Source organism: Stenotrophomonas sp. IS26, assembly GCF_054188265.1.
In genome coordinates this window covers 79,297-101,285 of record NZ_JBSZJV010000012.1, presented here as the reverse complement: position 1 = coordinate 101,285, position 21,989 = coordinate 79,297, and the positions used below count along the sequence as shown (strand labels likewise).

Here is a 21,989-nt window from a genome sequence, read left to right as displayed (position 1 = left end):
CCGCAGCCCGCGCACGAACGCAGCGCTGGCCGGTGTCCGGACGTGGAAAAGGCCGTGGCCGGTACCGGCCCGACACGCTGTGTTGCAGCCCACGGCATGGCCGTCGGGGCGCTGCCCTCACCTGCCCGTGCGACAATACTGCACGGTGCAGTTCGGTTATGTTCAGCCGTTCACCACGATCTTACAACGTTGGAATTTTGTTAATGGCGCTCATGACGGTTTCCGAAGAGAGTCTGGTGCAGTTGTCCAACGTCCGCATAGACCGCGGCGGACGTACGATCCTGCGCGACGTTTCGCTGACCGTTCCGCGCGGCAGCATCACGGCCGTGCTCGGCCCGTCGGGCAGTGGCAAGTCCACCCTGCTGGCCGCGTTGACCGGTGAGCTGCGGCCGGTTGCCGGCGAGGTCACCCTGTTCGGCCAGCCCATCCCGACCGGCGCACGCGCGCTGTTGGAGATGCGCAAGAGCGTGGGCGTGCTGCTGCAGGGCAACGGCCTGCTGACCGACCTGACCGTGGCCGAGAACGTGGCGCTGCCGCTGCGCACCCACACCCGCCTGCCCAAGCCCGTATTGCGCCGCCTGGTGCAGATGAAGCTGCACGCGGTCGGTCTGCTGGCCGCTGCCGATGCCTGGCCGCGCGAGCTGTCCGGCGGCATGGCGCGCCGTGTGGCCCTGGCCCGCGCGCTGGCACTGGACCCGCCGCTGATGATCTACGACGAGCCGCTGACCGGGCTGGATCCGATCGCCTCGGGCGTGATCATGAGCCTGATCCAGCGCCTCAACCACAGCCTGGGGCTGACCAGCATCATCGTCAGCCACCACGTGCACGAGACCCTGCCGATCTGCGACCAGGTGATCGCGATCGCCAACGGCGGCATCGTGTTCCAGGGCAGCCCGGCCGCGCTCGAATCCAGCCAGGACCCGCTGCTGCGGCAGTTCCTGCATGGTGAGCCGGACGGCCCGATCCCGTTTGATGCCGCACCGCGTGCGAGGGTTGCCTGATGCCGTTCGTTGACGCCACCCGCTCGCTCGGTCGCGCCGGCCTGTTCTCGCTGACGGTGCTGCGCGGCTCGCTGCCGACCGCCGATTTCCTGGCCGAGCTGACCCGCGAGATCTACAAGATCGGTGCACGTTCGCTGCCGATCATCGCCGTGGGCGGTGCCTTCGTGGGCCTGGTGCTGACCCTGCAGGGCTACCGCACGCTGACCACCTTCGGTGCCGCCGATGCCTTGTCCACGCTGCTCGGCCTGTCGCTGTACCGCGAACTGGCCCCGGTGCTCACCGCGCTGCTGTTCATCGGCCGCGCCGGCAGCTCGATCGCCGCCGAGCTGGGCCTGATGCGGGCCACCGACCAGATCAAGGCCCTGGAGCTGATGGCGATCGACCCGGTCGCCAAGGTCGTTGCCCCGCGCTTCTGGGCGGCGGTACTGACCGTGCCGCTGCTGACCGGCATCTTCTGTTCAATGGCGATCAGTGCCAGCTACTTCGAGGCCGTGCACGTGCTCGGCCTGGACAATGGCGTGTTCTGGTCGGCGCTGAGCAACAGCGTGGACTTCTGGGACGACTTCGGCGTGGCGATGCTGAAGTCGGCGATCTTCGGCGGCACGGCAGCCCTGGTGGCCTCCTATGTCGGTTTCCATGCCGAACCCACCATCGAAGGCACCTCGGTCGCCACCACGCGTGCGGTGGTCAACGCCTCGCTGCTGGTGCTGGTCTTCAACTTCGTGCTGTCCGCCATGATGTTCCAGTAGGTACCGACCGTGGGTCGGTACGGCCGTTGTCCCTGGCCAGTACCCCGCTTGAGTACGCAAAGACTTCCCGCCCGGACACCTGTCCAGGCACCTGACAAAGAACAGTGAGATATCCCATGGCCATCCGCGGTCCCAGACTCGAATTTTCCGTCGGCGCGTTCCTGCTGCTGGCGCTGGCCTCGCTGCTGGTGCTGGCCGTGGCCTCCACCAATCAACGGTGGGGCACCGGTGGCAGCGGCTACGAACTCAAGGCGCGCTTCACCCAGATCGGCCAGCTGCGCAAGCAGGCCCCGGTCAAGATCGGCGGCGTCACCATCGGCCAGGTCTCGGGCATCGAACTGGATCCCCAGAAGTTCGACTCGATCGTGACCCTCAAGCTCGACGGCAAGTTCAAGGATCTGCCCGCCGACACCTCGGCCGGCATCTTCACCAGCGGTTTGCTCGGCGAGAGCTATATCGGACTGCAGCCGGGCGGAGATCCGGACGTACTCAAGTCCGGCGACGAGATCGTCTTCACCCAGCCGGCGGTGGACCTGCTGCAGCTGGTCGGCAAGTACATGTTCAGCGGTCCGGCCAACACCGGTGGCGCTGACTCCCACGATGGCAACGGCGCGCCCGCGCCTGCAACGGAACCGCAACCATGAAAAAGACCCTGATCCCGGCACTGCTGGCCTCGGCCCTGCTCGCCGCCACGCCCTCGCTCTCCTTCGCCCAGGCCGCCCCGGCGGCCGCTGCCGCCCAGCAGGGCCAGGCCAGCAAGGCCGTGATGGACGCCGGCACCCGCATCCTGACCTCGCTGCAGCAGCGCCGCACCGAGTTCCGGGCCAACCCGGCCGTGCTGCGTGACTTCATCAACAGCGAGCTCAACAAGACCTTCGACCGTGACTACGCCGCCCGCCTCGTGCTGGGCGTGCACGGCCGCGGCGCCTCCGATGCCGACGTCAAGCTGTTCGCCGATGCGATGGCCGACAACCTGATGCAGCGCTACGGCTCGGCCCTGCTCGAGATCCAGGGCAAGCCGACCTTCCGCCTGAAGACCGAGTCGCCGCTGCCGGGCAACCGTGGCGTGCGCGTGTCCACCGAGCTGATCCGCGCCGGCAGCGAGCCGACCCCGGTCGACTACCTGATGCGCAACGTCAACGGCCAGTGGAAGATCTTCGATGTGATGATCGAAGGCATCTCCTACGTGCAGACCTTCAAGACCCAGTTCGACGCCCCGCTGCGCCAGAAGTCGATCCAGCAGGTCGCCACCGAACTGCGCAACGGCAGCATGCAGGCCGGGCAGGCCCCGCGTGGCAAGTAACAGCGCCAGCGTGCAACGCAACGGCACCTCGCTGGTGTTCAGCGGGGAGCTCGACCGCGCGGCGGTGACGGCTCTGTGGCCCTCGCTGACCGCGCTGGACGGCGTGCAGCAGGTGGATCTGGCGGCGGTGAGCCGGCTCGACAGCGCCGGTCTGGCGCTGCTGGCCGAGCTGGCCGCACGCCTGCGTGCAGACGGGACCCCACCGACGATCGTCGGCAGCCCGGACGGTTTCACCGACCTCAGTGCCGCCTACCGGTTGGCACCCACCCTGGATTTCCATGCCCTTTCTGGGCGAGCTGACATGAACGTCATACGCACCCTCCCCCTCCTCGTGCTGGCGCTGGCCTTGAGCGCCTGTGCCGGCAAACCCGCACGCGACAGCGCACCGGTCAGCGTCGAGGTCGCCCCCGTGACGGCACCGACGACCGCGACGGCCGACGCCGATGCCGTACCGGCCGATATCGTCGCCGACACGACGCCCCCCGCTGCTCAGGCCGGCACCGACCCGGCCACCGCGCCAGTCAGTGGCGGCACCGCACCGACCAATGCCGAGGACGATTTTGCCGCGCTGTATGGTGGCCCGGCCCCGACCGCGGAGGGCAGTGAAGGCGGCAGTACGGCCTACGATCCCTGGGAACCCTTCAACCGCAAGGTGCACAGTTTCAACAACGTGGTCGACCGCGCCGTGGCACGACCGCTTGCCACTGCGTACACGCGTGTGGTGCCACGTTTCGCCCGTACCGGCGTGACCAACTTCTTCAGCAATCTGCGGGCACCGGTGACCATCACCAACCAGGTGCTGCAGGGTCGCCCTGGCGATGCGTGGGACAGTCTGGGGCGGTTCCTGATGAACTCCACGCTGGGCGTGGGTGGCTTGTTCGATCCGGCCAGCAAGGCGATGGTGCCGCGACGCAGTGAGGACTTCGGCCAGACCCTGGGTGCCTGGGGCTGGCGCGGCTCGCGCTATGTGGAGCTGCCGTTCTTCGGCCCGCGTACCGTGCGCGACGTGTTCGGCCTGGCGGGCGACATTCCGCTCTCGCCGATCCGTACCATTGAAGAAGACAAGATTCGTATCGGTCTTCAGGGTCTGCAGCTGGTGGACATGCGATCGCAGTTGATGGCGCTGGATGACATCCGCGACAACGCCGTGGACGAGTACGCCCTCACCCGCGATGCGTGGCTGCAACGTCGCAACTACCAGATCGAGAACGACCTGCGTGGCAAGCACGCGCGCGGCAAGGACGCCGACGACACCGCACCGATTCCGGTCGATGCGATGCCGATGCCGAACTGGGGCAACTGAACCCCCACGAAAAAGCCCCGCCGAAGCGGGGCTTTTTTTTGTTTCCGGGTCCGCCGATCAGGCCGCCAGCGCCGCGTCGATCGCCGCGACCAGGCGTGCGTCATCGGCCGGCACGTCCGGGGCGAAGCGCGCGATGACCTGACCATCGCGGCCGACCAGGAACTTCTCGAAGTTCCACAGCACGCCCGGGGCGGCGTTGACTACCAGCTCCGGATACTTGGCCACGGCGCCCTGCAGCTTCTCGCGCATCGGGCCTTCGCCGGTGGCAGCCGGCTGCGCGGCGGTCAGCTGCTGGTACAGCGGATGGGTGTCCTCACCGGCGACGCTGATCTTGGCGAACATCGGGAAGCTGACGTTGTACTCCAGCTGGCAGAACTGCTGGATATCCGCTTCGCTGCCCGGCTCCTGGGCCAGGAAGTTGTTGGCCGGGAAGCCCAGCACTTCCAGGCCGGCGGCCTGCTTGTCGGCGTACAGCGCCTGCAGACCTTCGTACTGCGGGGTCAGGCCGCACTTGGAGGCGACGTTGACGACCAGCAGCACCTTGCCGCGGTAGTCGGCCAGCGAGGTCGGCTGACCTTCGATGGTGGTCACGGGGATGTCGTAGACGGTCTGGCTCACGGCAGGTTCCTTGCGTTGGATCGGGGGAGGCACAGCATAGCCGTGCCGGGGGGCGGTCAGTCGACGCAGATCGTGCCCATCGCCACACCGCCATCGATGCGCTGGCGGCAGCCGAAGTTCTGGCTGACATCGCGCTGGCAGACGCCACGCGCGGCCGTTCCCGGTGCGGCATCGCCGGTGGCCAGGCACTGGCCGGTGCAGTCGGCCTTGGCGCTGCAGGCCTTGCCGGCATCCGCGTAGGGCACCACACACTGCACGCGCTGCAGGCGACCCAGCGGCTGCAGGCTGCCACCGGCGGCGGTGCATTCGGCGGCGCTGGGCGTGGCAGGCGTGGCGGCGGTGGTATCGGCAGGCGGTGTGCTGCTGCACCCGGCCAGGGCGAACAGGAGGGACAGCATCAGGGTCAGACGCATGGGCGGTTCCTTGAAAGGTTGAAGACGGCAGGGAAAAGACGTGCCGCGCAGCATGCGCGATCACCTGCATGCACGGCGTCGGCGTTCACTCCTGCGCGGGGCTGGTCTCGTCGCCTGCCACGTCCTCGTCCTCGCCGCTCATGTCGCCGAGCAGGTCCTGGGTCTGTTCACTGCCCAGCGTTTCCACGCTGCGCAGGCGGCGCTCGATGGTGCGCGTCTTGCGGCTGGCTTCGCCGAGGCTGCGGCCAACCGTGGTGATCTGCTTCTCGGCTTTTTCCAGGATGCCGGCGAACTTGCCGAACTCGCTCTTGACCGCACCGAGCAGGCCCCACACTTCGCTGGAGCGCTGTTCGATGGCCAGCGTGCGGAAGCCCATCTGCAGGCTGTTGAGCAAAGCGGTGACGGTGGTCGGGCCCGCCACCACCACGCGATGGTCGCGCTGCAGCAGGTCGATCAGGCCAGGGCGCCGGATCACTTCGGCGTACAGGCTTTCAGTGGGCAGGAACATCACCGCGAAATCGGTGGTGTGCGGCGGCGCGATGTACTTGTCGCAGATCGATTTGGCCTGGATGCGGATCGCGCGTTCCAGCTGCGCGCCCTGCACCCGCACACCCTCGACGTCGCCCTGCTCCTGCGCATCGAGCAGGCGCTCGTAATCCTCACGCGGGAACTTGGAATCGATCGGCAGCCACACCGGGGTGTCTTCATGGCCACGGCCCGGCAGGCGCACGGCGATATCGACGATCTCGTTGCTGTCCGGGCGTACTTTGACGCCGCGCGCGTACTGCTCTTGGGTGAGCGTCTGCTCGAGGATGTTGTCCAGCTGCACTTCGCCCCAGCTGCCGCGGTTCTTGACGTTGGTCAGCACGCGCTTGAGGTCGCCCACACCGGTGGCCAGCTGCTGCATTTCGCCGAGCCCGCGCTGGACCTGCTCCAGCCGCTCGGAGACCAACTGGAACGACGCACCCAGGCGGGTCTCCAGGGTCGTCTGCAGCTTCTCGTCCACGGTCACGCGCATCTGGTCGAGCTTCTCGGCGTTGTCGCTCTGCAGGCTCTTGAGCTGCTGCTCGAGCGTGGCACGCATCTCGCCGATACGCTGCTCGTTGCGTTGGGTCATCTCCTGCAGGCGCAGGCCCAGCGATTCGGCCAGACGCTGCTGCGACTGTCCGGTTTCCTCGCGGCCCAGGCGCGCGTCTTCTGCCAGGGCCTGGCGCAACGCGGCCATGTGGCTGTCGGTGCGCGTGGTCAGTTCCACCAGCTGCTGGCCGAACGCTTCGATGCGCGCCTGCTGCTGTTGCCCGAACGCTTCCAGCTGCGCACGCACTTCCTGCATGCGCAGGGCCAGCAGGTCGCCGGTGCGCTGCTGGCTGAGCGTGCTTTCCTCGCGGGCCTTGCGCGCGTCTTCACCGAGCGCATCGCGCAGCAGGTCCAGCCGCTGGTCGGTACGGGTGGAGAGATCGGTCAGCGCGCGCGCGAAACTTTCCAGCCGGGCATCCTGCTGGCGGCCCAGGCCTTCGAGCTGCTCGCGCAGTTCGCTGCGGCCGACCCGCGCTTCCTCGCGCAGGGTCTGTTCAAGGCCGCCGTTGCCGGAACGCCGCAGCAGCGCGAGCAGCTGCAGCACGAGGACGGCACACACCAGGCCGCCGAGGATGAGGAATTCGGTTTGCATGCGCCAAGTGTAGGCCGCGGCGGTCTCATTGGCTGCGTCAGAACCCTTCGAGCACGAGCTTGCCGCGCGCGCGGTGGCTTTCGATCAGGGCGTGCGCCTGGCGCAGGTTGGCGGCGTTGATGCGGCCGTAGTGCTCCCCGAGCGTGGTGCGCAGCACGCCCGCGTCGATCAGCGCGGCGACGCGCTCAAGCAGGTCGTGCTGGCGCTGCACATCGGGCGTGTTGAAGCTGGAGCGGGTGAACATCGATTCCCAGTGCAGCGACAGGCTCTTGCGCTTGAGCGCCATCACGTCGAGCTGGCCGGGATCGTCGATCAGCGCCAGCTGACCCTGCGGCGCCAGCACGGCAACGATCTGATCGTAGTGCTGGTCGGTATGGGTCAGGCTGGCCACATGGCTGACCTCGGCGATGCCCAGGCGCTGCAGGCCTTCGCTCAGCGGCTGGGTGTGGTCGATCACATGGTGCGCACCCAGCGCGTAGACCCAGTCTTGGGTATCCGGGCGCGAGGCGGTGCCGATCACCGTCAGGCGGGTCAGCTGGCGGGCCAGCTGGACCAGGATCGAGCCGACGCCACCGGCGGCGCCGATCACCAGCAGGGTCTGGCCTTCGCCGCCGTTCTCGGCGATCCGCAGGCGGTCGAACAGCAGTTCCCAGGCGGTGATCGCCGTCAGCGGCAACGCCGCGGCGGCGGCGTCATCCAGGCTGACCGGCTTGTGGCCGACGATGCGCTCGTCCACCAGTTGGTACTCGGCGTTGCTGCCGGCGCGGCCGATCGCACCCGCATAGAAGACCGCGTCGCCGGGCTGGAACAGCGTCACCTCATCGCCCACCGCATCCACGATGCCGACTGCGTCGAAGCCCAGTACGCGCGGCTCGGTGACCGCCACGCCGGTGCGGACCTTGGTATCGACCGGGTTCACCGAGATCGCGCGGACCTCGACCCGCAGGTCGCGCGGGCCGGGGGTGGGAATCGGCAGGGTGATGTCCACCAGCGCGGCGGGGTCGCTGATCGGCAGGCCATGCTGGGTATAGGCGACGGCTTTCATCGGGGGGAGATCCGTTGGGGAAGACGGACAGCCTGCGCTTCACGCCCTGGCAGAGAAAGGCGCAAAATCGGGCAGCACTTTCACTGCAGGAATGAAAATGGTCCGGTTCGATGACCTCGCCCTGTTTGTCCGCACCGCCGCGCTGGGCAGCTTTTCCAACGCCGCGCGCGAGGCGGGCCTGCTGCCCGGTCAGGTCGCTGCGGCGGTGGCGCGGCTGGAACGCGAGCTGGACCTGCGCCTGTTCGTGCGTTCCACCCGCAGCCTGCGCCTGACCGCCGAGGGCGCGCTGTACCTGCCCTGCGCGCAGGAGGTGCTGGCCGCGCTGCGCGAGGGCGAGGCCCGGGTGCGGGGCGCAGATGCCGAACTGCGCGGCACGCTGCAGGTCGCCGCGCCCTCGGATCTGGGCCGCAACCTGCTGCTGCCATGGCTGACCGAGTTCCGCGCCGCGCACCCGAAGCTGCAGCTGCGCCTGCAGGTGTCCGACCAGGTTGCCGATGTATTCCGCGATCCGGTCGACATCGCCTTCCGCCTGGGCCGCTTCGACAACGCCAGCTACGTCGCACTGCCCTTGCTGCCCGGCAATCGCCGGGTGCTGGCCGCGTCACCGGATTACCTGGCCCGGCACGGTGCGCCGGACAGCCTGGAGGCGCTGAAGGAGCACCACTGCCTGCTGTATCAACTGGCTGGGCGAGCCTATGACCGCTGGAGTTTCGAGGCCGATGGACGGCGCACGGTGATCCCGGTGCGCGGCAACATGGTCTGCGACGATGCCGACGTGGTCCGGCGCTGGGCAGTGGCGGGAGAAGGCATCGTGTTCAAATCGTGGCTGGATATCTGCGCCGATGTGCAGGCCGGGCGCCTGCAGGTGCTGCTGGACGGGGCCGGCGACAGCCTGCCGTTGAACCTGGTGTGCCCGCACCGCAAGCAGTTCTCGCCGGCGATCCGGCAGCTGCATGCGATGTTCGCGCAACGGCTGCAGCCGCTGCTCGCCGGCTTGCCGGCCGGCGCGCGCTGACGCTATCGCCCGGCGCGCGGCTGCCGGACAATGCTCCTCCCCCGTCGTCGAGTCGCCGCCATGCCGTGGATGGGCATCCAGGATCTGTGGACCTTTGTTGCTGCCGTGCTGGTGTTCCTGGCACTGCCGGGCCCGGGCACCTTCACCCTGCTCACCGCCACCGGCCGCGGCGGCGTGCGCGGCGGTTACACGGCGCTGTTCGGCCTGCTGCTGGGCGACCAGATCCTGATGTGGCTGGCGGTGGCCGGCGTAGCGGCGCTGCTCAAGGCCAACCCGCTGGTGTTCCACGCGGTGCAGTACCTCGGCGCGGCGTACCTGGTGTGGATCGGCATCGGCCTGTTGCGCCAGCCGCGCGCCCCGGGCGAGGAAGGTGGCATCCGCCTCACGCCGGGCCACTACTTCCGCCAGGCGGTGCTGATCAACCTGCTCAACCCGAAGGCGATCATCTTCTACATGGCCTTCCTGCCGTTGTTCATCGATCCGGCACGGCACCAGGGCGTGGTGACGTTTGCGACCATGGCGCTGATCATTTTCGGCATGGGGCTGGCCTACTGCTCGGTGCTGATCGGGGTGGGCAACCTGCTGCGCCGTCGGATTCTGCAGCACCCGCATGTCGGGCTTTGGCTGAGGCGGGTGGCAGGGGTGTTTCTGGTCGGCTTCGGTGTGCGGCTGGGCGTGAGCGGCTGAGCCCTTGCAGGCAAGCGTGGTGCACGACGACAGGGCGCGCCGCGTTCGGCCGCGGATAGGCAGCATCATCGCGACGCTCGGTTTTCATTCAAACATTGAGATTCCCCTGCGTACCGGCGAGGTGTCCAATCGGCGCCATCGTCCAACGTCGCCTCACCGGCGCGTGCGCAACACTGCGGGGACCCATGCCGCCACCTGTCTACTTCGTGCAGCACCTGAGTGGTCATGACGAACGTCTGCTCGGCATGCACACCCGGCGCATCGATCTGGCCCATCCAGCCGTGACCCGCATCGTCGCGGGGCTTCAGCCGCTGGACCGGATCGATCTTCGTACGTGCCTGTTCGACTGCCACGCCAGCCTGGTGCTTGGGCTGCGCCATCGCATCGCCGAGGCCGAAGCGGCGGCGCAGGGCTGGCGTCTGTTCGATGCCAACGGCGTGTTGTGCTGCAAGCGCTTCCCCGGGGATGCGCAGGTGATCTATCCACAGGGCCATCCACCGCAGGCAGACTGGGCACGCGCCCTGCTGCCGGGCACCGGCTGAGCCGCACGCGTCAGCGCCGCATCGCCTCACGCAGATGGTCGATGAACACCCGCAGCTTGGGCGCCATCTGCTCGCGTGCCGGGTAGTAGAGGTGGAAGCCGGCGAACGGCTGCTGCCAGTCCTGCAGCACGCACTGCAGGCGGCCGGCCGCCACATCGCCGGCGTACAGCGCCTCGAACCCCTGCGCCAGGCCCATACCCCGGGTGACCGCCGCATGGATCAGCCCGGCATCGTTGAACACCAACCGGCCCGCGACCTCGACCTCGAAATCGCGCCCCTCGCCGGTGAACTCCCACGCCATCCGCCGTCCGGTGCTGAGCCGGTGCACGATGCACTCGTGCCCGACCAGGTCGGCCGGGGTCACGGGCACGCCATGCATGGCCAGATAATCCGGCGTGGCCACCACCACCTGGCGTTCCAGCGGCCCGATCGGCACTGCGATCATGCCGCGGGCCAGGCTTTCGCCCAAGCGGATCCCCGCGTCAAAGCCGCCGGCGACCAGATCGGTCAGCGCGGTTTCCACGAACAGCTCCACCTCGATCTGTGGATAACGCGCCAGGAAGTCGGGCAGGTGCGGCAGCACCAGCAGTTCGGCAGCGATCCTCGGCACGTTGATGCGCAGTTTGCCGGCGGGGACATCGCGCAGCTGGTCCAGGTCGTCGAACGCGGCATCGATCCGGGCCAGGCCCTCACGTACCTGCGCCAGGAAGCGCGCGCCCTGCTCGGTCAGGCCGACCCGGCGCGTGGTCCGTTGCAGCAGCCGCACGCCAAGGTGGGCCTCCAGCGCGCGCACCGTCTGCGAGAGCGCCGAGGGCGATACGCCCAGCTCGTCGGCGGCCCGGGTGAAGCTGGCATGGTGCGCGACGCGGGCGAAGGCAACCACGGCGGGCAGAGGATGCTGAGCGCTCATTGTGAAGGCTGGCTTCAAGGACGATGCAGGAGCAGCCAGTTTATCCACATAGTCCGCAGGAGGATGCTGGTCCTGTTCCTTCCCTTCCCCGGAGTACCGCATGCAGACCCGCACCCTTGGCCGTGATGGCCCCACCGTTTCCGCGCTCGGCCTGGGCTGCATGGGCATGAGCGCGTTCTATGGCGGCCGCGGCAGCGATGCCGACGCGATCGCGGTCATCCACCGCGCGCTGGAGCGCGGCGTCACCCTGCTCGACACCGCCGACATGTACGGCCCGCACACCAACGAGGTGCTGGTCGGCAAGGCGATCGCCGGCCGCCGCGACCAGGTGTTCCTCGCCACCAAGTTCGGGATCAAGCTGGAGCCGAGCGACACCGCCGCGCGCAGCGTCGATGGCCGCCCGGAGTACGTGATCGCCGCCTGCGAGGCCAGCCTGCAGCGGTTGGGCGTGGACCACATCGACCTGTACTACCAGCACCGCGTGGACGGCACGGTGCCGATCGAGGACACCGTGGGGGCGATGGCGCGGCTGGTCGAACAGGGCAAGGTGCGCTTCCTGGGCCTGTCCGAAGCCTCGGCCGGCACGATCCGCCGCGCCCATGCGGTGCATCCGATCACCGCGGTGCAGACCGAGTACTCGCTGTGGTCGCGCGATCCGGAAGACAACGGTGTGCTGGCGACGGTGCGCGAGCTCGGCATCGGGTTCGTGCCCTACTCGCCGCTGGGCCGTGGCTTCCTGACCGGCGCGATCCGCAGCCCGGCCGATTTCGACGCCGACGACTACCGCCGCCAATCGCCGCGCTTCCAGGGCGAGAACTTCGACCGCAACCTGGCCCTGGTCGACGCGGTCACCGCGATGGCCAAGACCCAGGGCGTGAGCCCCGGGCAGCTAGCCCTGGCCTGGGTGCTGGCGCAGGGCGAAGACCTGGTGCCGATCCCGGGCACCAAGCGGCTGGCCTATCTGGAAGAAAACCTCGGCGCGCTGCAGGTGCAGCTCAGCGCCGACGCGCTGGCCCGGATCGATGCGATCTTCCCGGCGCATGCCGCCGCTGGTCCGCGCTATGCCCCTGCGGCCATGGCGACGTTGAACCGCTGACGCCCACCGGCCGGATCGGGATGCTCGATCCGGCTGATGCTGCCGGCAGCGCGCGCGCGGGAGGACAATGGCCCTCTTTCTGTCTGGATGAACCCTGCCCCATGCGCTGGCTCGCCCCGCTGTTGCTGCTGCTGGCCATCGCGCCGGCGCACGCCGATGACATCCGCTGCCTGACCGGCGGCAGCCGCCAGCAGATCCACCTCGAATGGAAACTCCCCGAGGGCACCGCGGACGGTGAGCGGGTCAGCCATGTGCGTTACGCCGGCAAGACCGCGTGGCTGCGGCTGACCCTGGCCTCGCAGGAGAGCACGGTGCTGGCCGAAGACCGCCCGTGGCAGTTCGACACGGTGTGGGACGAGCACCTGGACGGCAAGGTGATTGGCCACTACGCGATCAGCACCCAAGGCGCGCGCATCTATGGCTTCTCCTACACCAACGCGCGCACCGGCCAGCAGACCGCCTTCGGCGAAGACTTCGAGGCGATCACCGACACCGGCTGCCACTGGGAATGAGCGTCCGGCCTTTGTGCCGGTTTCGTCACCTTCGCCTCAGTCATGCGGGCCGTGCAGCCGCTTACGACGCTTGGCAGTAGTAATGCTGCGCCGCGTTCGGTAAAACTCGCAGACTTGTCGTTCACAGTCATCCACCGCGAGGCCCCATGTCATTGCTCCGGCGCAAGTCCCTAGACACCGTCACCGTCCATGAAGCCGGCAGGCAACTGATCCCGACCCTGAGTTGGCCGCACCTGATCGCGCTGGGCATCGGCGCGATCGTCGGCACCGGCATCTACACCCTGATCGGTGTCGGCGCGAACCTGGCCGGCCCCGCAGTGCTGATTTCCTTTGCCATCGCCGGCGCGGTCTGCGCCTGCGCGGCCCTGTCCTACGCCGAACTGGCCACGATGATGCCGGCCGCCGGCAGCGCCTACACCTACAGCTACACCGCCCTGGGCGAGGTGGTGGCCTGGGTGGTCGGCTGGAGCCTGATCCTGGAGTACTCGCTGGTGGTGAGTACGGTCGCGGTCGGGTGGTCCGGCTACGCGGTCGGCTTCCTGCACGGCTTCGGGATCGACCTGCCCTTGATGCTGACCGCCGGCCCTCACGTGGAAGGCGGCTTCATCAACCTGCCGGCGGTGCTGATCACTTTCCTGGTGGCCGGCATGCTGATGGCCGGCACCAAGGAAAGCGCGACCCTCAACGCAGTCCTGGTGGTGATCAAGATCATCGCGCTGACCGTGTTCGTGGCGATCGCCCTGCCGCACTTCGATACCGGCCACATGGAGCCGTTCATGCCGTTCGGCTTCGTCAAGTCGCTCGGCGCCGATGGCGTGGAACGCGGGGTGATGGCGGCCGCCGCGATCATCTTCTTCGCGTTCTACGGCTTCGATGCGATCTCCACCGCCGCTGAAGAAACCAAGAAGCCCGAGCGCGACCTGGCAATCGGCATCATCGGCTCGATGGTCGGTTGCACCATCATCTACGTGCTGGTGGCGCTGGCCGCCGTGGGTGCGATGAGCTACACGATCTTCGGCCAGAGCGCCGAGCCGCTGGCGCTGATCCTGCGCGAGCTGGGCAGCCCGGGTGCGGCCAAGTGGATCGGCGCAGCGGCGGTGATCGCGCTGCCGACCGTGCTGCTGGCCTTCCTGTACGGCCAGAGCCGCATCTTCTTCGTCATGTCGCGCGATGGCCTGCTGCCGCGTGGTCTGTCCAAGGTCAGCGCGCGCACCGGCACCCCGGTGGCCACCACGCTGTTCACCGCGGTGCTGGTTGCTGCGCTGGCCGGCGTGGCACGTCTGGATGAGATCGCTGCGCTGGCCAACGCCGGCACGCTGGCCGCGTTCACCGCGGTGGGCCTGTGCCTGGTGGTGCTGCGCAAGCGCGAACCCAACCGCGTGCGCAAGTTCCGCACGCCGCTGGCCTACGTGGTCGGCCCGCTGGCGGTGATCGGCTGCGTGTACCTGTTCTTCAGCCTGCCGAGCACCACGCAGTTGTACTTCCTGGCGTGGAACGTTCTGGGCCTGATCGCCTACTTCGCCTACGGGCGTCGCAATGCGGTGCTGGGCAAGCGCTGAGCTATCGCGCCGGCCACCGGGCCGGCGATGACCGGGTGTGAGAAAGGCAGGCCCTGGGCCTGCCTTTTTCTTTGCGGGCGCTGGTGACGCCGCCCTGCCGGGCAGCGCGCGACGCGCCACTGGCCTCAGGGCTTCGCGGCGGCAACTTTGGCCGCGTGATCCTGTGCCTGCTGCATGACGCGCAGCAGGTTGCCGCCCCAGATACCGGCGATCTGTTTCTCGCTGTAGCCCTTGCGCAGCAGCCACGCGGTGATCTTCGGCAGCTGGCTCACGTCGGGCAGATCGGCCAGGCCACCGCCGCCATCCCAGTCCAGCCCGATGCCCACGTGTTCGGGGCCGACCACCTTGAGGATGTGCTCGAAGTGGGCGAAGAAATCGTCGAGCGTGGCCTTGCGCAGCGCAATGCGCTGGTCGATCTCCTCCAGCCCCTTCTTCAGCGCGACGCCCTGCTGGATGCTCATGCCGTCGTAATCGGTGCCCAGCTGCGCCATCAGCGCCGTCTCGGCCGCCTTGCGCGCCTCGCTCTTGGCGGTGTCGATCAGATAACCACCATAGGCGTTGACCTGGATCACGCCGCCGGCCTTGGCCAGCCGCTTCAGGCGCACATCGTCGAGGTTGCGCGGATGGTTGTAGATCGCCTTGGCCGAGCTGTGCGAGAGCACGAACGGCACCGGCATGCGCTCGATCAGATCATCGAACACCGCATCGGCGGCATGCGACTGATCGATGACGATGCCCAGCCGCACCGCCTCATCCACCAGCGCCTTGCCGGCCGGACTCAGGCCCTTCCACTCGGCGCCTTTGGGATCGGTGGCCGAATCGGCGAACTCGTTGTTGGCGAAGTGCACCGTGCTGAGCAGGCGCAGGCCGGCCAGGTGGTAGTAACTGAGCAGCGTGGGATCGTCGACCAGCGGGCTGGCGTTCTCCATGCTGATGTAGACCACGCGCTTGCCGGCGGCCTTGATGCCCGCGGCATCGGCGGCGGTCAGCGCGAGCTGGAAGGTGTCCGGATGCGCGGCGAGCATCTCGCGGATCTCGGTCAGCCGCAGCAGGCCGGCATCGCGGTCATGCTGGTGCGCCTGCGCGCTGCGGTCGCCCTGATCGGTGTAGATCGCCCAGAAGCCGCCATCCAGCGCGCCTTCGACCATGCGCGGGTAATCCACCTGCGACAGCGCGTTATGGTCGTGCCGCTGGGTGATGTCGAAGCCGTCGCGGTGGAAGTTGGCCGGCGTGTCGAGGTGGCTGTCCAGGGTCAGCAGCCGGTGCTGCAGCGTAGATGCCCTGGCCAGTTCCTGCGGGGTGAATTCGATCGCGTGGGCGGCCAGTGGCGTGCACAACGCCAGCGAAACCAGCAAAGACAGACTGCGCAACGTCATGACGCCTCACCTTGGATGGGAAGCGTCAGACCATAGCGCCGAGAGGACAACAAACGGTAGTGCCGGCCGCTGGCCGGCTCCCCGCGACCATCGGAGACCAGGAGGAGCCGGCCAGCGGCCGGCACTACCCGATGCCTAACGTGGCCGGAATTCCGGTGCGGATCAATCCACCACGCGGCAGAACACGGCCTTGAGATACCGCGATTCCTGCACGTGGGCCATGAACGGGTGATCCGGACCTGCGCCGGCCACCTTCAGGATCTGGATGGTGCGGCCGGCGTAGAACGCGGCGCGGCGCAGCATGTCCAGGAACTGGTCTTCGGCCACCAGGCCGGTGCACGAGAACGTGGCGAGCAGGCCACCGGGCTTGACCACCCCCAGCGCCAGCTTGTTCATGTCCAGGTACTTCTTCAGCGCGGTGATGACCTGGTCGCGGTCGCGGGTCATCTTGGCCGGATCGAGGATGACCACGTCGAACTTCTCGCCGCGGTTGGATGCATCGCGCAGCCACGGGAAGATGTCGGACTGGATGAACTTCGGGCGCACGTTGTTGAGCTTGGCGTTGCCCTTGGCGATGGCGATCACGTCTTCATCGATGTCGATACCGACCACCTCGGCCGCACCGCGCGCGGCGGCATACACCGCAAAACCACCGGTGTTGCAGCACAGGTCCAGCACGGTCTTGCCTTCCACCTGCTGGCTCAGCCACTGGCGGTTCTCACGCTGATCGGCGAAGAAGCCGGTCTTGTGCGCACCGGCCGGGTCGGCGCGGAACTTCACGCCGTACTCGGTGATCACCGAGGCTTCGGTGGTGGTGTTGCCGTGGAAGTCGAAGCTTTCCTGCTTCTGCACGTGTTCGTCGGCGAAGCTGTGGAAACGGCAGCCCGGGAACTGTTCGCGCAGGGCCTCATACACCCACTCGCGGTGGCGGAACATGCCGGCGGCGAAGAATTCGACCACGACCAGATCGCCGTAGCGGTCCACCACCAGGCCGGACAGACCGTCACCTTCGCTGTGGACCACGCGCCAGGCATCGGAGATCTCGTCCAGCTTGAGCACCTCACGGCGCAGCGACACCGCCTGGGCGATCTTGCGCGAGAACCAGCCGGCGTCGACCGGGATGGCCTGATCGGTCTCCAGGATGCGCACGGCAATGCGCGAATGACCGTTGTAGAAGCCACGCCCGATCCACTCCCCGTCCACGCCGACGACGTCGACGATGGCACCGGGTTTGGGACGGACGGCCGGCTTTTCGACCAGTTTCTGGAAGATCCACGGGTGGCTGGAGCGCCAGGCGTTCTTGAGGCGGACAACGGGGGCAGGGGTATTCATGGTCGTATTGTAAACGGGAAGCCTGCAGCCCTCGGTGCTGGGAGCGGCGCCGCTGGCGCTCTGGTAGTGACGGCCGCTGGCCGTCAGCGCGGTAAACCCGGCCGCTACGTGGTTGACGGCCAGCGGCCGTCACTACCGGTTGGGGCGTTTCGTTCAGCAGCACCGGGGCATGGAAATCATTTGACGCCGGCCCCGGCACCCCGCAGAATCGGCCCCAGAAGGGGAGTAGCTCCCAGACGTTGTCGCCGTCAATTCGAGCCCGCAGGCTCCGGTGCAACGGCAGTCCCACCCATCGGGACTGCGAGCGAGACCTTCGCCGTATGGCGAAGCTCTGTCCCTGGATCCCCCCGATCCTCCGTTGCAGATCCTCGCCATCCGGCTTGAGGCACTCTATTTTTTCCAACGGATAAACCCAATGCAGACGATCGGTAATGTGTGGTTGTGGGGCGGCTTCGGCGCGGTGGTGATCATCGCGCTGCTGGTCGACCTCGTCTTGATGCGACACGGCGGCCCACACAAGGTCACCTTCAAAGAAGCCCTGTGGTGGTCCATCGGCTGGGTCGCCCTCGCCCTGGCCTTCAACGGTGGCCTCTGGTACTACCTGAACGAGACCGCCGGCCAGGTGGTGGCCAACAAGGTCGGCCTGGAGTTCCTGACCGGTTACCTGGTCGAGAAAGCCCTGGCTGTGGACAACATCTTCGTGTTCCTGATGATCATGGGCTACTTCGCGGTGCCCGAGGAACAGCGCCAGAAGGTGCTGATCATCGGCATCCTGGGCGCGATCGTGCTGCGTACCATCATGATCTTCGCCGGCAGCGTGCTGCTGACCAAGTTCCACTGGCTGCTCTATGTGTTCGGCGCGTTCCTGCTCTTCACCGGCTGGAAGATGTGGTTCTCGGCCGGCAGCGAGCCGGATCTTGAGACCAACCCCGCCCTGCGCTGGATGCGCAAGCACCTGCGCCTGCTGCCCGACTATGCCGGCAACGCGATGAGCGTCATGCGCGATGGCAAGCGCTGGTTCACGCCGCTGTTCGTGGTGCTGATCCTGATCGCGGTGACCGACGTGATCTTCGCGGTGGACAGCATCCCGGCGATCTTCGCGATCACCACCGACCCGTTCATCGTGCTGACCTCCAACGTCTTCGCGGTGCTGGGCCTGCGCGCGATGTTCTTCCTGCTGGCCGGCATGGCCGATCGCTTCCACCTGCTGCCGTACGGCCTGGCCCTGGTGCTGGCCTTCATCGGCATCAAGATGATGCTGATCGACCTCTTCAAGATCCCCACCCCGATCTCGCTGGGTGTGGTGGCGGTGATCATCGCCGCGACCGTGGTGCTGAGCCTGAAGAATCCGCCGAAGGAAGGCGGCCACGCCTGACCGACCGTGCCGCCTGCGGGATTGTCCCGCAGGCGGTACCTCTCTCTCCCACGACGTTGCCCTTGTGTTCATCCGGGGCGACGCCATCCCTAAGGGTATGAACGCCAACCTGCCCCAGCCCACCGGCGCGCCGCCGGTTCCGTCCCGCAACGACCGTGGTGGTGTACTGCGGGCGTTCAACCTGAGCCTGGCCTTCGTGCTGCTGCTGGTCGCGGTGTATACCGCCCAGGGCCATGTCGACTGGCGTCCGTGGGCCGTTGCCCCGCTGGACAAGGCCGGCCTGCTCGGCATTCTCGGTGCCCCGCTGCTGCACGGCTCGATCCAGCATCTGGGCGCCAATGCGGCGGCCCTGCTGATCCTCGGCACCTTGGCCGGCAGCGTCTATCCCAAAGCCACCGTGCGCGCGCTGCCCCTGTTGTGGGTCGGCTCGGGGCTCGGTGCCTGGCTGCTGGGCGATCTGGGCAGCCGCCATCTCGGCGCAAGTGGCATCACCCACGGCCTGATGTTCCTGGTGTTCGTGCTCGGCCTGCTGCGCCGCGACCGGCCAGCGATCGCGGCCGGGCTGATCGCCTTCCTGTTCTACGGCAGCATGCTGCTGACCATCCTGCCGCACGAGCCGGGCGTATCCTGGCAATCGCATATGGGCGGTGCCTTCGCCGGCATCATCAGCGCGCTGCTGTTCCGCCTCTCCGACCCGATGGCGCCGCGCAAACGCTACAGCTGGGAGGACGAGGAAGAGGACGACATCGAGGCCGCGCGCGACGCCGATCTGGAACCGCCCTCCCCGACCCGCGTGCCGGTGCTGTGGCAACCGCGCGAGGGCCGCGACTTCGTGGTGCTGCCGTTCCGGCGGCGCGATGAAGGGTCATCGCTGGACTGACCGGCAGCGCCATCTGATGGCGTGGCTCTACACGCTCAGGGATTGGCTGCGGTCGTGCCATCCCCATCCACCGCACGCCGGCCCAGCGCCGGGTCATCGGTGAAGAACGCATCGATGCCGGTGGCCAGGTAGGCCCGCATCTCGGCCACCGAGCCTTCGGCATTGCGGGCATTCGGCTCGCCGCTGCGGAACTCCGCGGCCTGGAAGGAGTTCTCCGGCCGGAACGTATACGGCACCACCATCAACCCGGCCGCATGCGCATCATGCACCAGCGAGGTCGGGGTGCCGAGCTTCCCCTGCGCATCCAGTGGAATGACCATGCGCAGGCTCGGGCCGATGCCGTCGGCGTAGGTCGCGACCTCGCGCAGTCCCGCCGGGGTGATCAGGTCGGCATAGCGCTGGCTGCCCTTGGCCGCGAGTACGTCACCGGGCTGCTGCTTGGAATCGCCGAGCAACTGCAGCAGGCGGATGTTGCTGTCGCGGCCGAGCTTGCCGCGCAGGTACCGCAGGTTGCCGACCTCGAAGGACTGGATCGTCACCGGCGCCACGCGCGTGTAGGCGTTGCCCTGCAGCGCGGCGACCACCTTGTCTTCCATCGGCAGGCCGATGCTCCTGAAGTAGGTGCCGTGCTTGATCTCCGGTACCAGCCCGATGCCGCGGTTGGCGCGGCCGGCCTGCTGCACCAGAAAGGCGATGATCTCATCCAGCGTGGCGATGCGGAACTGGCCGTCGAAGGCGGTGCTGCGCAGCTGTGGCAGGCGCTCGCGGGCGTACAGCGTCTTCAGCTCGGCCAGGGTGAAGTCTTCGGTGAACCAGCCTTCGATGCGCTCGCCGTCGATGCTCTTGACGGTCCTGCGGCTGGCGAACTCCGGGTGCGCGGCCACATCGGTGGTGCCGCCGATCTCGTTCTCGTGGCGCGATACCAGCACGCCGTCCTTGGTCATCACCAGGTCCGGCTCGATGTAGTCGGCGCCATCGGCGATGGCCTGCGCGTACGCGGCGAGCGTGTGCTCGGGCAGCAGCGCACTGGCACCGCGGTGGCCGTAGACGGCGGCCTTGGCCGGCGTGGAGGAAGACGATTCAGCGCTCATGGCCACCGATGGTGCCACGGCCAGCGACACCAGCAACACACATCCCCACAACTGCTTGGACACTGCAAATCCCTGTCGATAAAGATCACGGTCAGTCTGCTGCAAGGGTGTGACAGCGCGAAGAAAGGCGTCCGCCTACTTCCCGATACAGAAGCTCGAGAAAATCCGCCCCAACAGGTCATCGGCGCTCATCCGTCCGGTGATCTCGCCCAGCGCCTCATGGGCCAGGCGCAGCTCCTCCGCCGCCAGCTCCAGGTGCTCGTGGACCAGCTCCGATTCGGCGCGTTCGGCATGGCCGATCGCCTGGCCGATCGCCTCCACATGGCGGGCACGCGCGGAGAACTCACCGTCCACGCTGTCGCCGGCACTGCCGCTGGCCAGCGCGCGCAGGCGTGCGTGCAGTTGATCCAGCCCGAGGCCGGTCGCGGCCGAGACATGTACCACGTCCGCAGGAGCGTCGGACGGCATCGCGGCCAGCAGATCGCTCTTGTTGTGGATCCACAGCTGCTGCGGCACGTCCGCGATGCTGTCGCCCACGGCGTCGCGGCCGGCCTGCGGCTCGCGCGCATCGACCACCACGATGGCCAGGTCGGTGCGCTGCATCTCCGCGCGCGCCCGGCGCATGCCTTCGCGCTCGATCGCATCGCCGCCTTCGCGCAGACCGGCGGTGTCGACCAGGGTCAGTTCCAGACCGTCGATGCGGATGGTTTCGCGCAGGGTGTCGCGGGTGGTCCCGGCGATGTCGGTGACGATCGCCCGCTCGCTGCCGGCCAGTGCATTGAGCAGCGAACTCTTGCCGGCGTTCGGCGGCCCGACCAGGACGGCATGCAGACCGTCGCGCAGTTTGCGGCCGCGTTCGGCATCCTCGCGCAGCCGGATCAGCGCCTGCAGCGCGGTGACCAGGCCACTGCGGACCTGCGCGCCGCCGAGGGTATCGAGCGGTTCGTCGGCGAAGTCGATCGCTGCTTCCACGTGGATCCGCAGCAGAACAAGCTGTTCTGCGACCTCGTCCACGCGGCGCGAGAACACCCCGTCCAGCGAGCGGCGGGCCGCGCGCGCTGCGCGGGTATCGCTGGCGGCAATCAGATCGGCGATCGCCTCGGCCTGGGCCAGGTCGAGCTTGCCGTTGAGGAAGGCCCGCTCGCTGAACTCACCCGGCCGCGCCTGCCGAGCCCCCAGCGCGATGCAGCGCGCGACCAGCTGCTGGAGCACCACCGGGCTGCCATGCCCCTGCAGTTCCACCACTTCTTCGCCGGTGAAGCTGTTCGGCGCCGGGAACCACAGCGCGATCCCGTCGTCGATCACCTCGCCGGCCGCATCGCGCAAGCGCGCGTAATGCGCATGGCGTGGCTGCATCGCGCGCACGCCGATCGCCTCGGCGATGGGCCGCGCCTGCGGGCCGGACAGCCGCAGCATGCCGACGCCGCCCGCGCCGGGCGCGGTGGCGATGGCCACGATGGTGTCGGGGGCATGGGTCATGTCGGGCTCACTGCAGCGTGCGGGGAATCATTGG

General features: G+C 67.9%; 21 protein-coding genes and 2 pseudogenes. 14 read left to right on the top strand and 9 right to left on the bottom strand.

All coding sequences use genetic code 11. From position 1 onward, the window contains the following. The first annotated feature begins 212 nt into the window (after positions 1 to 212). From ACW6W5_RS12230 to ACW6W5_RS12205, 6 genes and pseudogenes are all read left to right on the top strand, one after another. On the top strand, positions 213 to 1,001 hold the full coding sequence (locus ACW6W5_RS12230) for an ABC transporter ATP-binding protein (RefSeq protein WP_019183992.1): 789 nt from the start codon (positions 213 to 215) through the stop codon (positions 999 to 1,001). After that, a complete protein-coding gene (locus ACW6W5_RS12225) occupies positions 1,001 to 1,750 on the top strand; it encodes an MlaE family lipid ABC transporter permease subunit (protein WP_152152818.1) in 750 nt (249 codons plus the stop codon). Before ACW6W5_RS12230 ends, ACW6W5_RS12225 begins: the two co-directional genes overlap by 1 nt. 116 nt (positions 1,751 to 1,866) lie before the next feature. Next, positions 1,867 to 2,394, top strand: a complete 528-nt coding sequence (gene mlaD / locus ACW6W5_RS12220; protein WP_019183994.1) for an outer membrane lipid asymmetry maintenance protein MlaD — start codon at positions 1,867 to 1,869, stop codon at positions 2,392 to 2,394. Then, positions 2,391 to 3,053 carry an MlaC/ttg2D family ABC transporter substrate-binding protein gene (locus ACW6W5_RS12215; protein WP_152152816.1) on the top strand — a complete coding sequence of 221 codons (663 nt, stop codon included), beginning with the start codon at positions 2,391 to 2,393 and terminating at the stop codon, positions 3,051 to 3,053. The genes mlaD and ACW6W5_RS12215 overlap by 4 nt, the downstream gene beginning before the upstream one ends. Continuing rightward, positions 3,043 to 3,336: pseudogene (locus tag ACW6W5_RS12210) on the top strand (STAS domain-containing protein); the annotation flags it as partial. The gene ACW6W5_RS12215 and the pseudogene ACW6W5_RS12210, both read left to right, overlap by 11 nt. An 18-nt stretch (positions 3,337 to 3,354) precedes the next feature. Beyond that, positions 3,355 to 4,356 carry an MlaA family lipoprotein gene (locus tag ACW6W5_RS12205; RefSeq protein ID WP_152152848.1) on the top strand — a complete coding sequence of 334 codons (1,002 nt, stop codon included), beginning with the start codon at positions 3,355 to 3,357 and terminating at the stop codon, positions 4,354 to 4,356. Positions 4,357 to 4,413: 57 nt separating this feature from the next. On the opposite strand, the gene ACW6W5_RS12200 is transcribed toward ACW6W5_RS12205, so the two are convergent. The 4 genes from ACW6W5_RS12200 to ACW6W5_RS12185 all read right to left on the bottom strand — a co-directional run bounded on the left by ACW6W5_RS12200 (position 4,414) and on the right by ACW6W5_RS12185 (position 8,101). Beyond that, positions 4,414 to 4,974 (bottom strand): glutathione peroxidase, encoded by a 561-nt coding sequence (locus ACW6W5_RS12200; RefSeq protein WP_121043679.1) that lies wholly within the window; start codon positions 4,972 to 4,974, stop codon positions 4,414 to 4,416. A gap of 56 nt (positions 4,975 to 5,030) precedes the next feature. Continuing rightward, the gene (locus tag ACW6W5_RS12195; protein ID WP_152152814.1) at positions 5,031 to 5,387 is read right to left on the bottom strand and encodes a hypothetical protein; all 357 of its coding nucleotides are present in this window, start codon (positions 5,385 to 5,387) and stop codon (positions 5,031 to 5,033) included. Positions 5,388 to 5,472: 85 nt separating this feature from the next. Then, positions 5,473 to 7,056, bottom strand: a complete 1,584-nt coding sequence (gene rmuC / locus ACW6W5_RS12190; RefSeq protein WP_152152812.1) for a DNA recombination protein RmuC — start codon at positions 7,054 to 7,056, stop codon at positions 5,473 to 5,475. A 37-nt stretch (positions 7,057 to 7,093) separates the two neighbouring features. Then, positions 7,094 to 8,101, bottom strand: coding sequence for a zinc-binding alcohol dehydrogenase family protein (locus ACW6W5_RS12185; RefSeq protein WP_152152810.1), 1,008 nt, complete (start codon positions 8,099 to 8,101; stop codon positions 7,094 to 7,096). A gap of 91 nt (positions 8,102 to 8,192) precedes the next feature. Here ACW6W5_RS12185 and ACW6W5_RS12180 point away from each other — a divergent pair. The 3 genes and pseudogenes from ACW6W5_RS12180 to ACW6W5_RS12170 all read left to right on the top strand — a co-directional run. Continuing rightward, positions 8,193 to 9,160, top strand: a pseudogene (locus ACW6W5_RS12180) (LysR family transcriptional regulator); the annotation flags it as partial. Positions 9,161 to 9,176: 16 nt separating this feature from the next. Beyond that, positions 9,177 to 9,803, top strand: coding sequence for a leucine efflux protein LeuE (gene leuE, locus ACW6W5_RS12175; RefSeq protein ID WP_152152808.1), 627 nt, complete (start codon positions 9,177 to 9,179; stop codon positions 9,801 to 9,803). A 185-nt stretch (positions 9,804 to 9,988) separates the two neighbouring features. Further along, positions 9,989 to 10,345 carry a hypothetical protein gene (locus ACW6W5_RS12170; protein ID WP_121043696.1) on the top strand — a complete coding sequence of 119 codons (357 nt, stop codon included), beginning with the start codon at positions 9,989 to 9,991 and terminating at the stop codon, positions 10,343 to 10,345. A 10-nt stretch (positions 10,346 to 10,355) separates the two neighbouring features. Here ACW6W5_RS12170 and ACW6W5_RS12165 read toward each other — a convergent pair whose 3' ends face one another. Beyond that, entirely contained in the window at positions 10,356 to 11,255 is a 900-nt protein-coding gene (locus tag ACW6W5_RS12165; protein ID WP_152152806.1) for a LysR family transcriptional regulator, read from the bottom strand. Between the two features lie 100 nt (positions 11,256 to 11,355). Between ACW6W5_RS12165 and ACW6W5_RS12160 the strand changes: the two genes are divergently transcribed. From ACW6W5_RS12160 to ACW6W5_RS12150, 3 genes are all read left to right on the top strand, one after another. Then, entirely contained in the window at positions 11,356 to 12,351 is a 996-nt protein-coding gene (locus ACW6W5_RS12160; protein WP_152152804.1) for an aldo/keto reductase, read from the top strand. Between the two features lie 101 nt (positions 12,352 to 12,452). Next, positions 12,453 to 12,863 carry a hypothetical protein gene (locus ACW6W5_RS12155; RefSeq protein ID WP_121043705.1) on the top strand — a complete coding sequence of 137 codons (411 nt, stop codon included), beginning with the start codon at positions 12,453 to 12,455 and terminating at the stop codon, positions 12,861 to 12,863. A 146-nt stretch (positions 12,864 to 13,009) separates the two neighbouring features. Continuing rightward, complete coding sequence (locus ACW6W5_RS12150) at positions 13,010 to 14,422, top strand: amino acid permease (protein WP_121043708.1); 1,413 nt, start codon at positions 13,010 to 13,012, stop codon at positions 14,420 to 14,422. A gap of 125 nt (positions 14,423 to 14,547) precedes the next feature. Here ACW6W5_RS12150 and ACW6W5_RS12145 read toward each other — a convergent pair whose 3' ends face one another. Both ACW6W5_RS12145 and ACW6W5_RS12140 read right to left on the bottom strand, forming a co-directional pair. Then, positions 14,548 to 15,798 (bottom strand): dipeptidase, encoded by a 1,251-nt coding sequence (locus tag ACW6W5_RS12145; protein WP_152152802.1) that lies wholly within the window; start codon positions 15,796 to 15,798, stop codon positions 14,548 to 14,550. A gap of 162 nt (positions 15,799 to 15,960) precedes the next feature. Then, a complete protein-coding gene (locus ACW6W5_RS12140; protein WP_121043714.1) occupies positions 15,961 to 17,130 on the bottom strand; it encodes a class I SAM-dependent rRNA methyltransferase in 1,170 nt (389 codons plus the stop codon). Between the two features lie 415 nt (positions 17,131 to 17,545). Here ACW6W5_RS12140 and ACW6W5_RS12135 point away from each other — a divergent pair, with 415 nt between their 5' ends. Continuing rightward, a complete protein-coding gene (locus ACW6W5_RS12135) occupies positions 17,546 to 18,505 on the top strand; it encodes a TerC family protein (RefSeq protein WP_070474178.1) in 960 nt (319 codons plus the stop codon). 97 nt (positions 18,506 to 18,602) lie between these two features. Further along, on the top strand, positions 18,603 to 19,385 hold the full coding sequence (locus ACW6W5_RS12130) for a rhomboid family intramembrane serine protease (protein ID WP_152152800.1): 783 nt from the start codon (positions 18,603 to 18,605) through the stop codon (positions 19,383 to 19,385). 35 nt (positions 19,386 to 19,420) lie between these two features. On the opposite strand, the gene ACW6W5_RS12125 is transcribed toward ACW6W5_RS12130, so the two are convergent. Together ACW6W5_RS12125 and mnmE are read right to left on the bottom strand one after the other, a co-directional pair. After that, positions 19,421 to 20,476, bottom strand: coding sequence for a glycerophosphodiester phosphodiesterase (locus ACW6W5_RS12125; RefSeq protein ID WP_152152846.1), 1,056 nt, complete (start codon positions 20,474 to 20,476; stop codon positions 19,421 to 19,423). Between the two features lie 135 nt (positions 20,477 to 20,611). Beyond that, the gene (gene mnmE / locus ACW6W5_RS12120; protein WP_121043719.1) at positions 20,612 to 21,955 is read right to left on the bottom strand and encodes a tRNA uridine-5-carboxymethylaminomethyl(34) synthesis GTPase MnmE; all 1,344 of its coding nucleotides are present in this window, start codon (positions 21,953 to 21,955) and stop codon (positions 20,612 to 20,614) included. Positions 21,956 to 21,989 lie beyond the last annotated feature (34 nt).

Coding starts and splice junctions, on each gene's coding strand:
- ACW6W5_RS12230 (WP_019183992.1), top strand. CDS start 213: ATGACGGTTTCCGAAGAGAGTCTGGTGCAGTTGTCCAACGTCCGCATA.
- ACW6W5_RS12225 (WP_152152818.1), top strand. CDS start 1,001: ATGCCGTTCGTTGACGCCACCCGCTCGCTCGGTCGCGCCGGCCTGTTC.
- mlaD (WP_019183994.1), top strand. CDS start 1,867: ATGGCCATCCGCGGTCCCAGACTCGAATTTTCCGTCGGCGCGTTCCTG.
- ACW6W5_RS12215 (WP_152152816.1), top strand. CDS start 2,391: ATGAAAAAGACCCTGATCCCGGCACTGCTGGCCTCGGCCCTGCTCGCC.
- ACW6W5_RS12205 (WP_152152848.1), top strand. CDS start 3,355: ATGAACGTCATACGCACCCTCCCCCTCCTCGTGCTGGCGCTGGCCTTG.
- ACW6W5_RS12195 (WP_152152814.1), bottom strand. CDS start 5,387: ATGCGTCTGACCCTGATGCTGTCCCTCCTGTTCGCCCTGGCCGGGTGC.
- rmuC (WP_152152812.1), bottom strand. CDS start 7,056: ATGCAAACCGAATTCCTCATCCTCGGCGGCCTGGTGTGTGCCGTCCTC.
- ACW6W5_RS12185 (WP_152152810.1), bottom strand. CDS start 8,101: ATGAAAGCCGTCGCCTATACCCAGCATGGCCTGCCGATCAGCGACCCC.
- leuE (WP_152152808.1), top strand. CDS start 9,177: ATGCCGTGGATGGGCATCCAGGATCTGTGGACCTTTGTTGCTGCCGTG.
- ACW6W5_RS12170 (WP_121043696.1), top strand. CDS start 9,989: ATGCCGCCACCTGTCTACTTCGTGCAGCACCTGAGTGGTCATGACGAA.
- ACW6W5_RS12165 (WP_152152806.1), bottom strand. CDS start 11,255: ATGAGCGCTCAGCATCCTCTGCCCGCCGTGGTTGCCTTCGCCCGCGTC.
- ACW6W5_RS12160 (WP_152152804.1), top strand. CDS start 11,356: ATGCAGACCCGCACCCTTGGCCGTGATGGCCCCACCGTTTCCGCGCTC.
- ACW6W5_RS12155 (WP_121043705.1), top strand. CDS start 12,453: ATGCGCTGGCTCGCCCCGCTGTTGCTGCTGCTGGCCATCGCGCCGGCG.
- ACW6W5_RS12150 (WP_121043708.1), top strand. CDS start 13,010: ATGTCATTGCTCCGGCGCAAGTCCCTAGACACCGTCACCGTCCATGAA.
- ACW6W5_RS12145 (WP_152152802.1), bottom strand. CDS start 15,798: ATGACGTTGCGCAGTCTGTCTTTGCTGGTTTCGCTGGCGTTGTGCACG.
- ACW6W5_RS12140 (WP_121043714.1), bottom strand. CDS start 17,130: ATGAATACCCCTGCCCCCGTTGTCCGCCTCAAGAACGCCTGGCGCTCC.
- ACW6W5_RS12135 (WP_070474178.1), top strand. CDS start 17,546: ATGCAGACGATCGGTAATGTGTGGTTGTGGGGCGGCTTCGGCGCGGTG.
- ACW6W5_RS12130 (WP_152152800.1), top strand. CDS start 18,603: ATGAACGCCAACCTGCCCCAGCCCACCGGCGCGCCGCCGGTTCCGTCC.
- ACW6W5_RS12125 (WP_152152846.1), bottom strand. CDS start 20,476: ATGAGCGCTGAATCGTCTTCCTCCACGCCGGCCAAGGCCGCCGTCTAC.
- mnmE (WP_121043719.1), bottom strand. CDS start 21,955: ATGACCCATGCCCCCGACACCATCGTGGCCATCGCCACCGCGCCCGGC.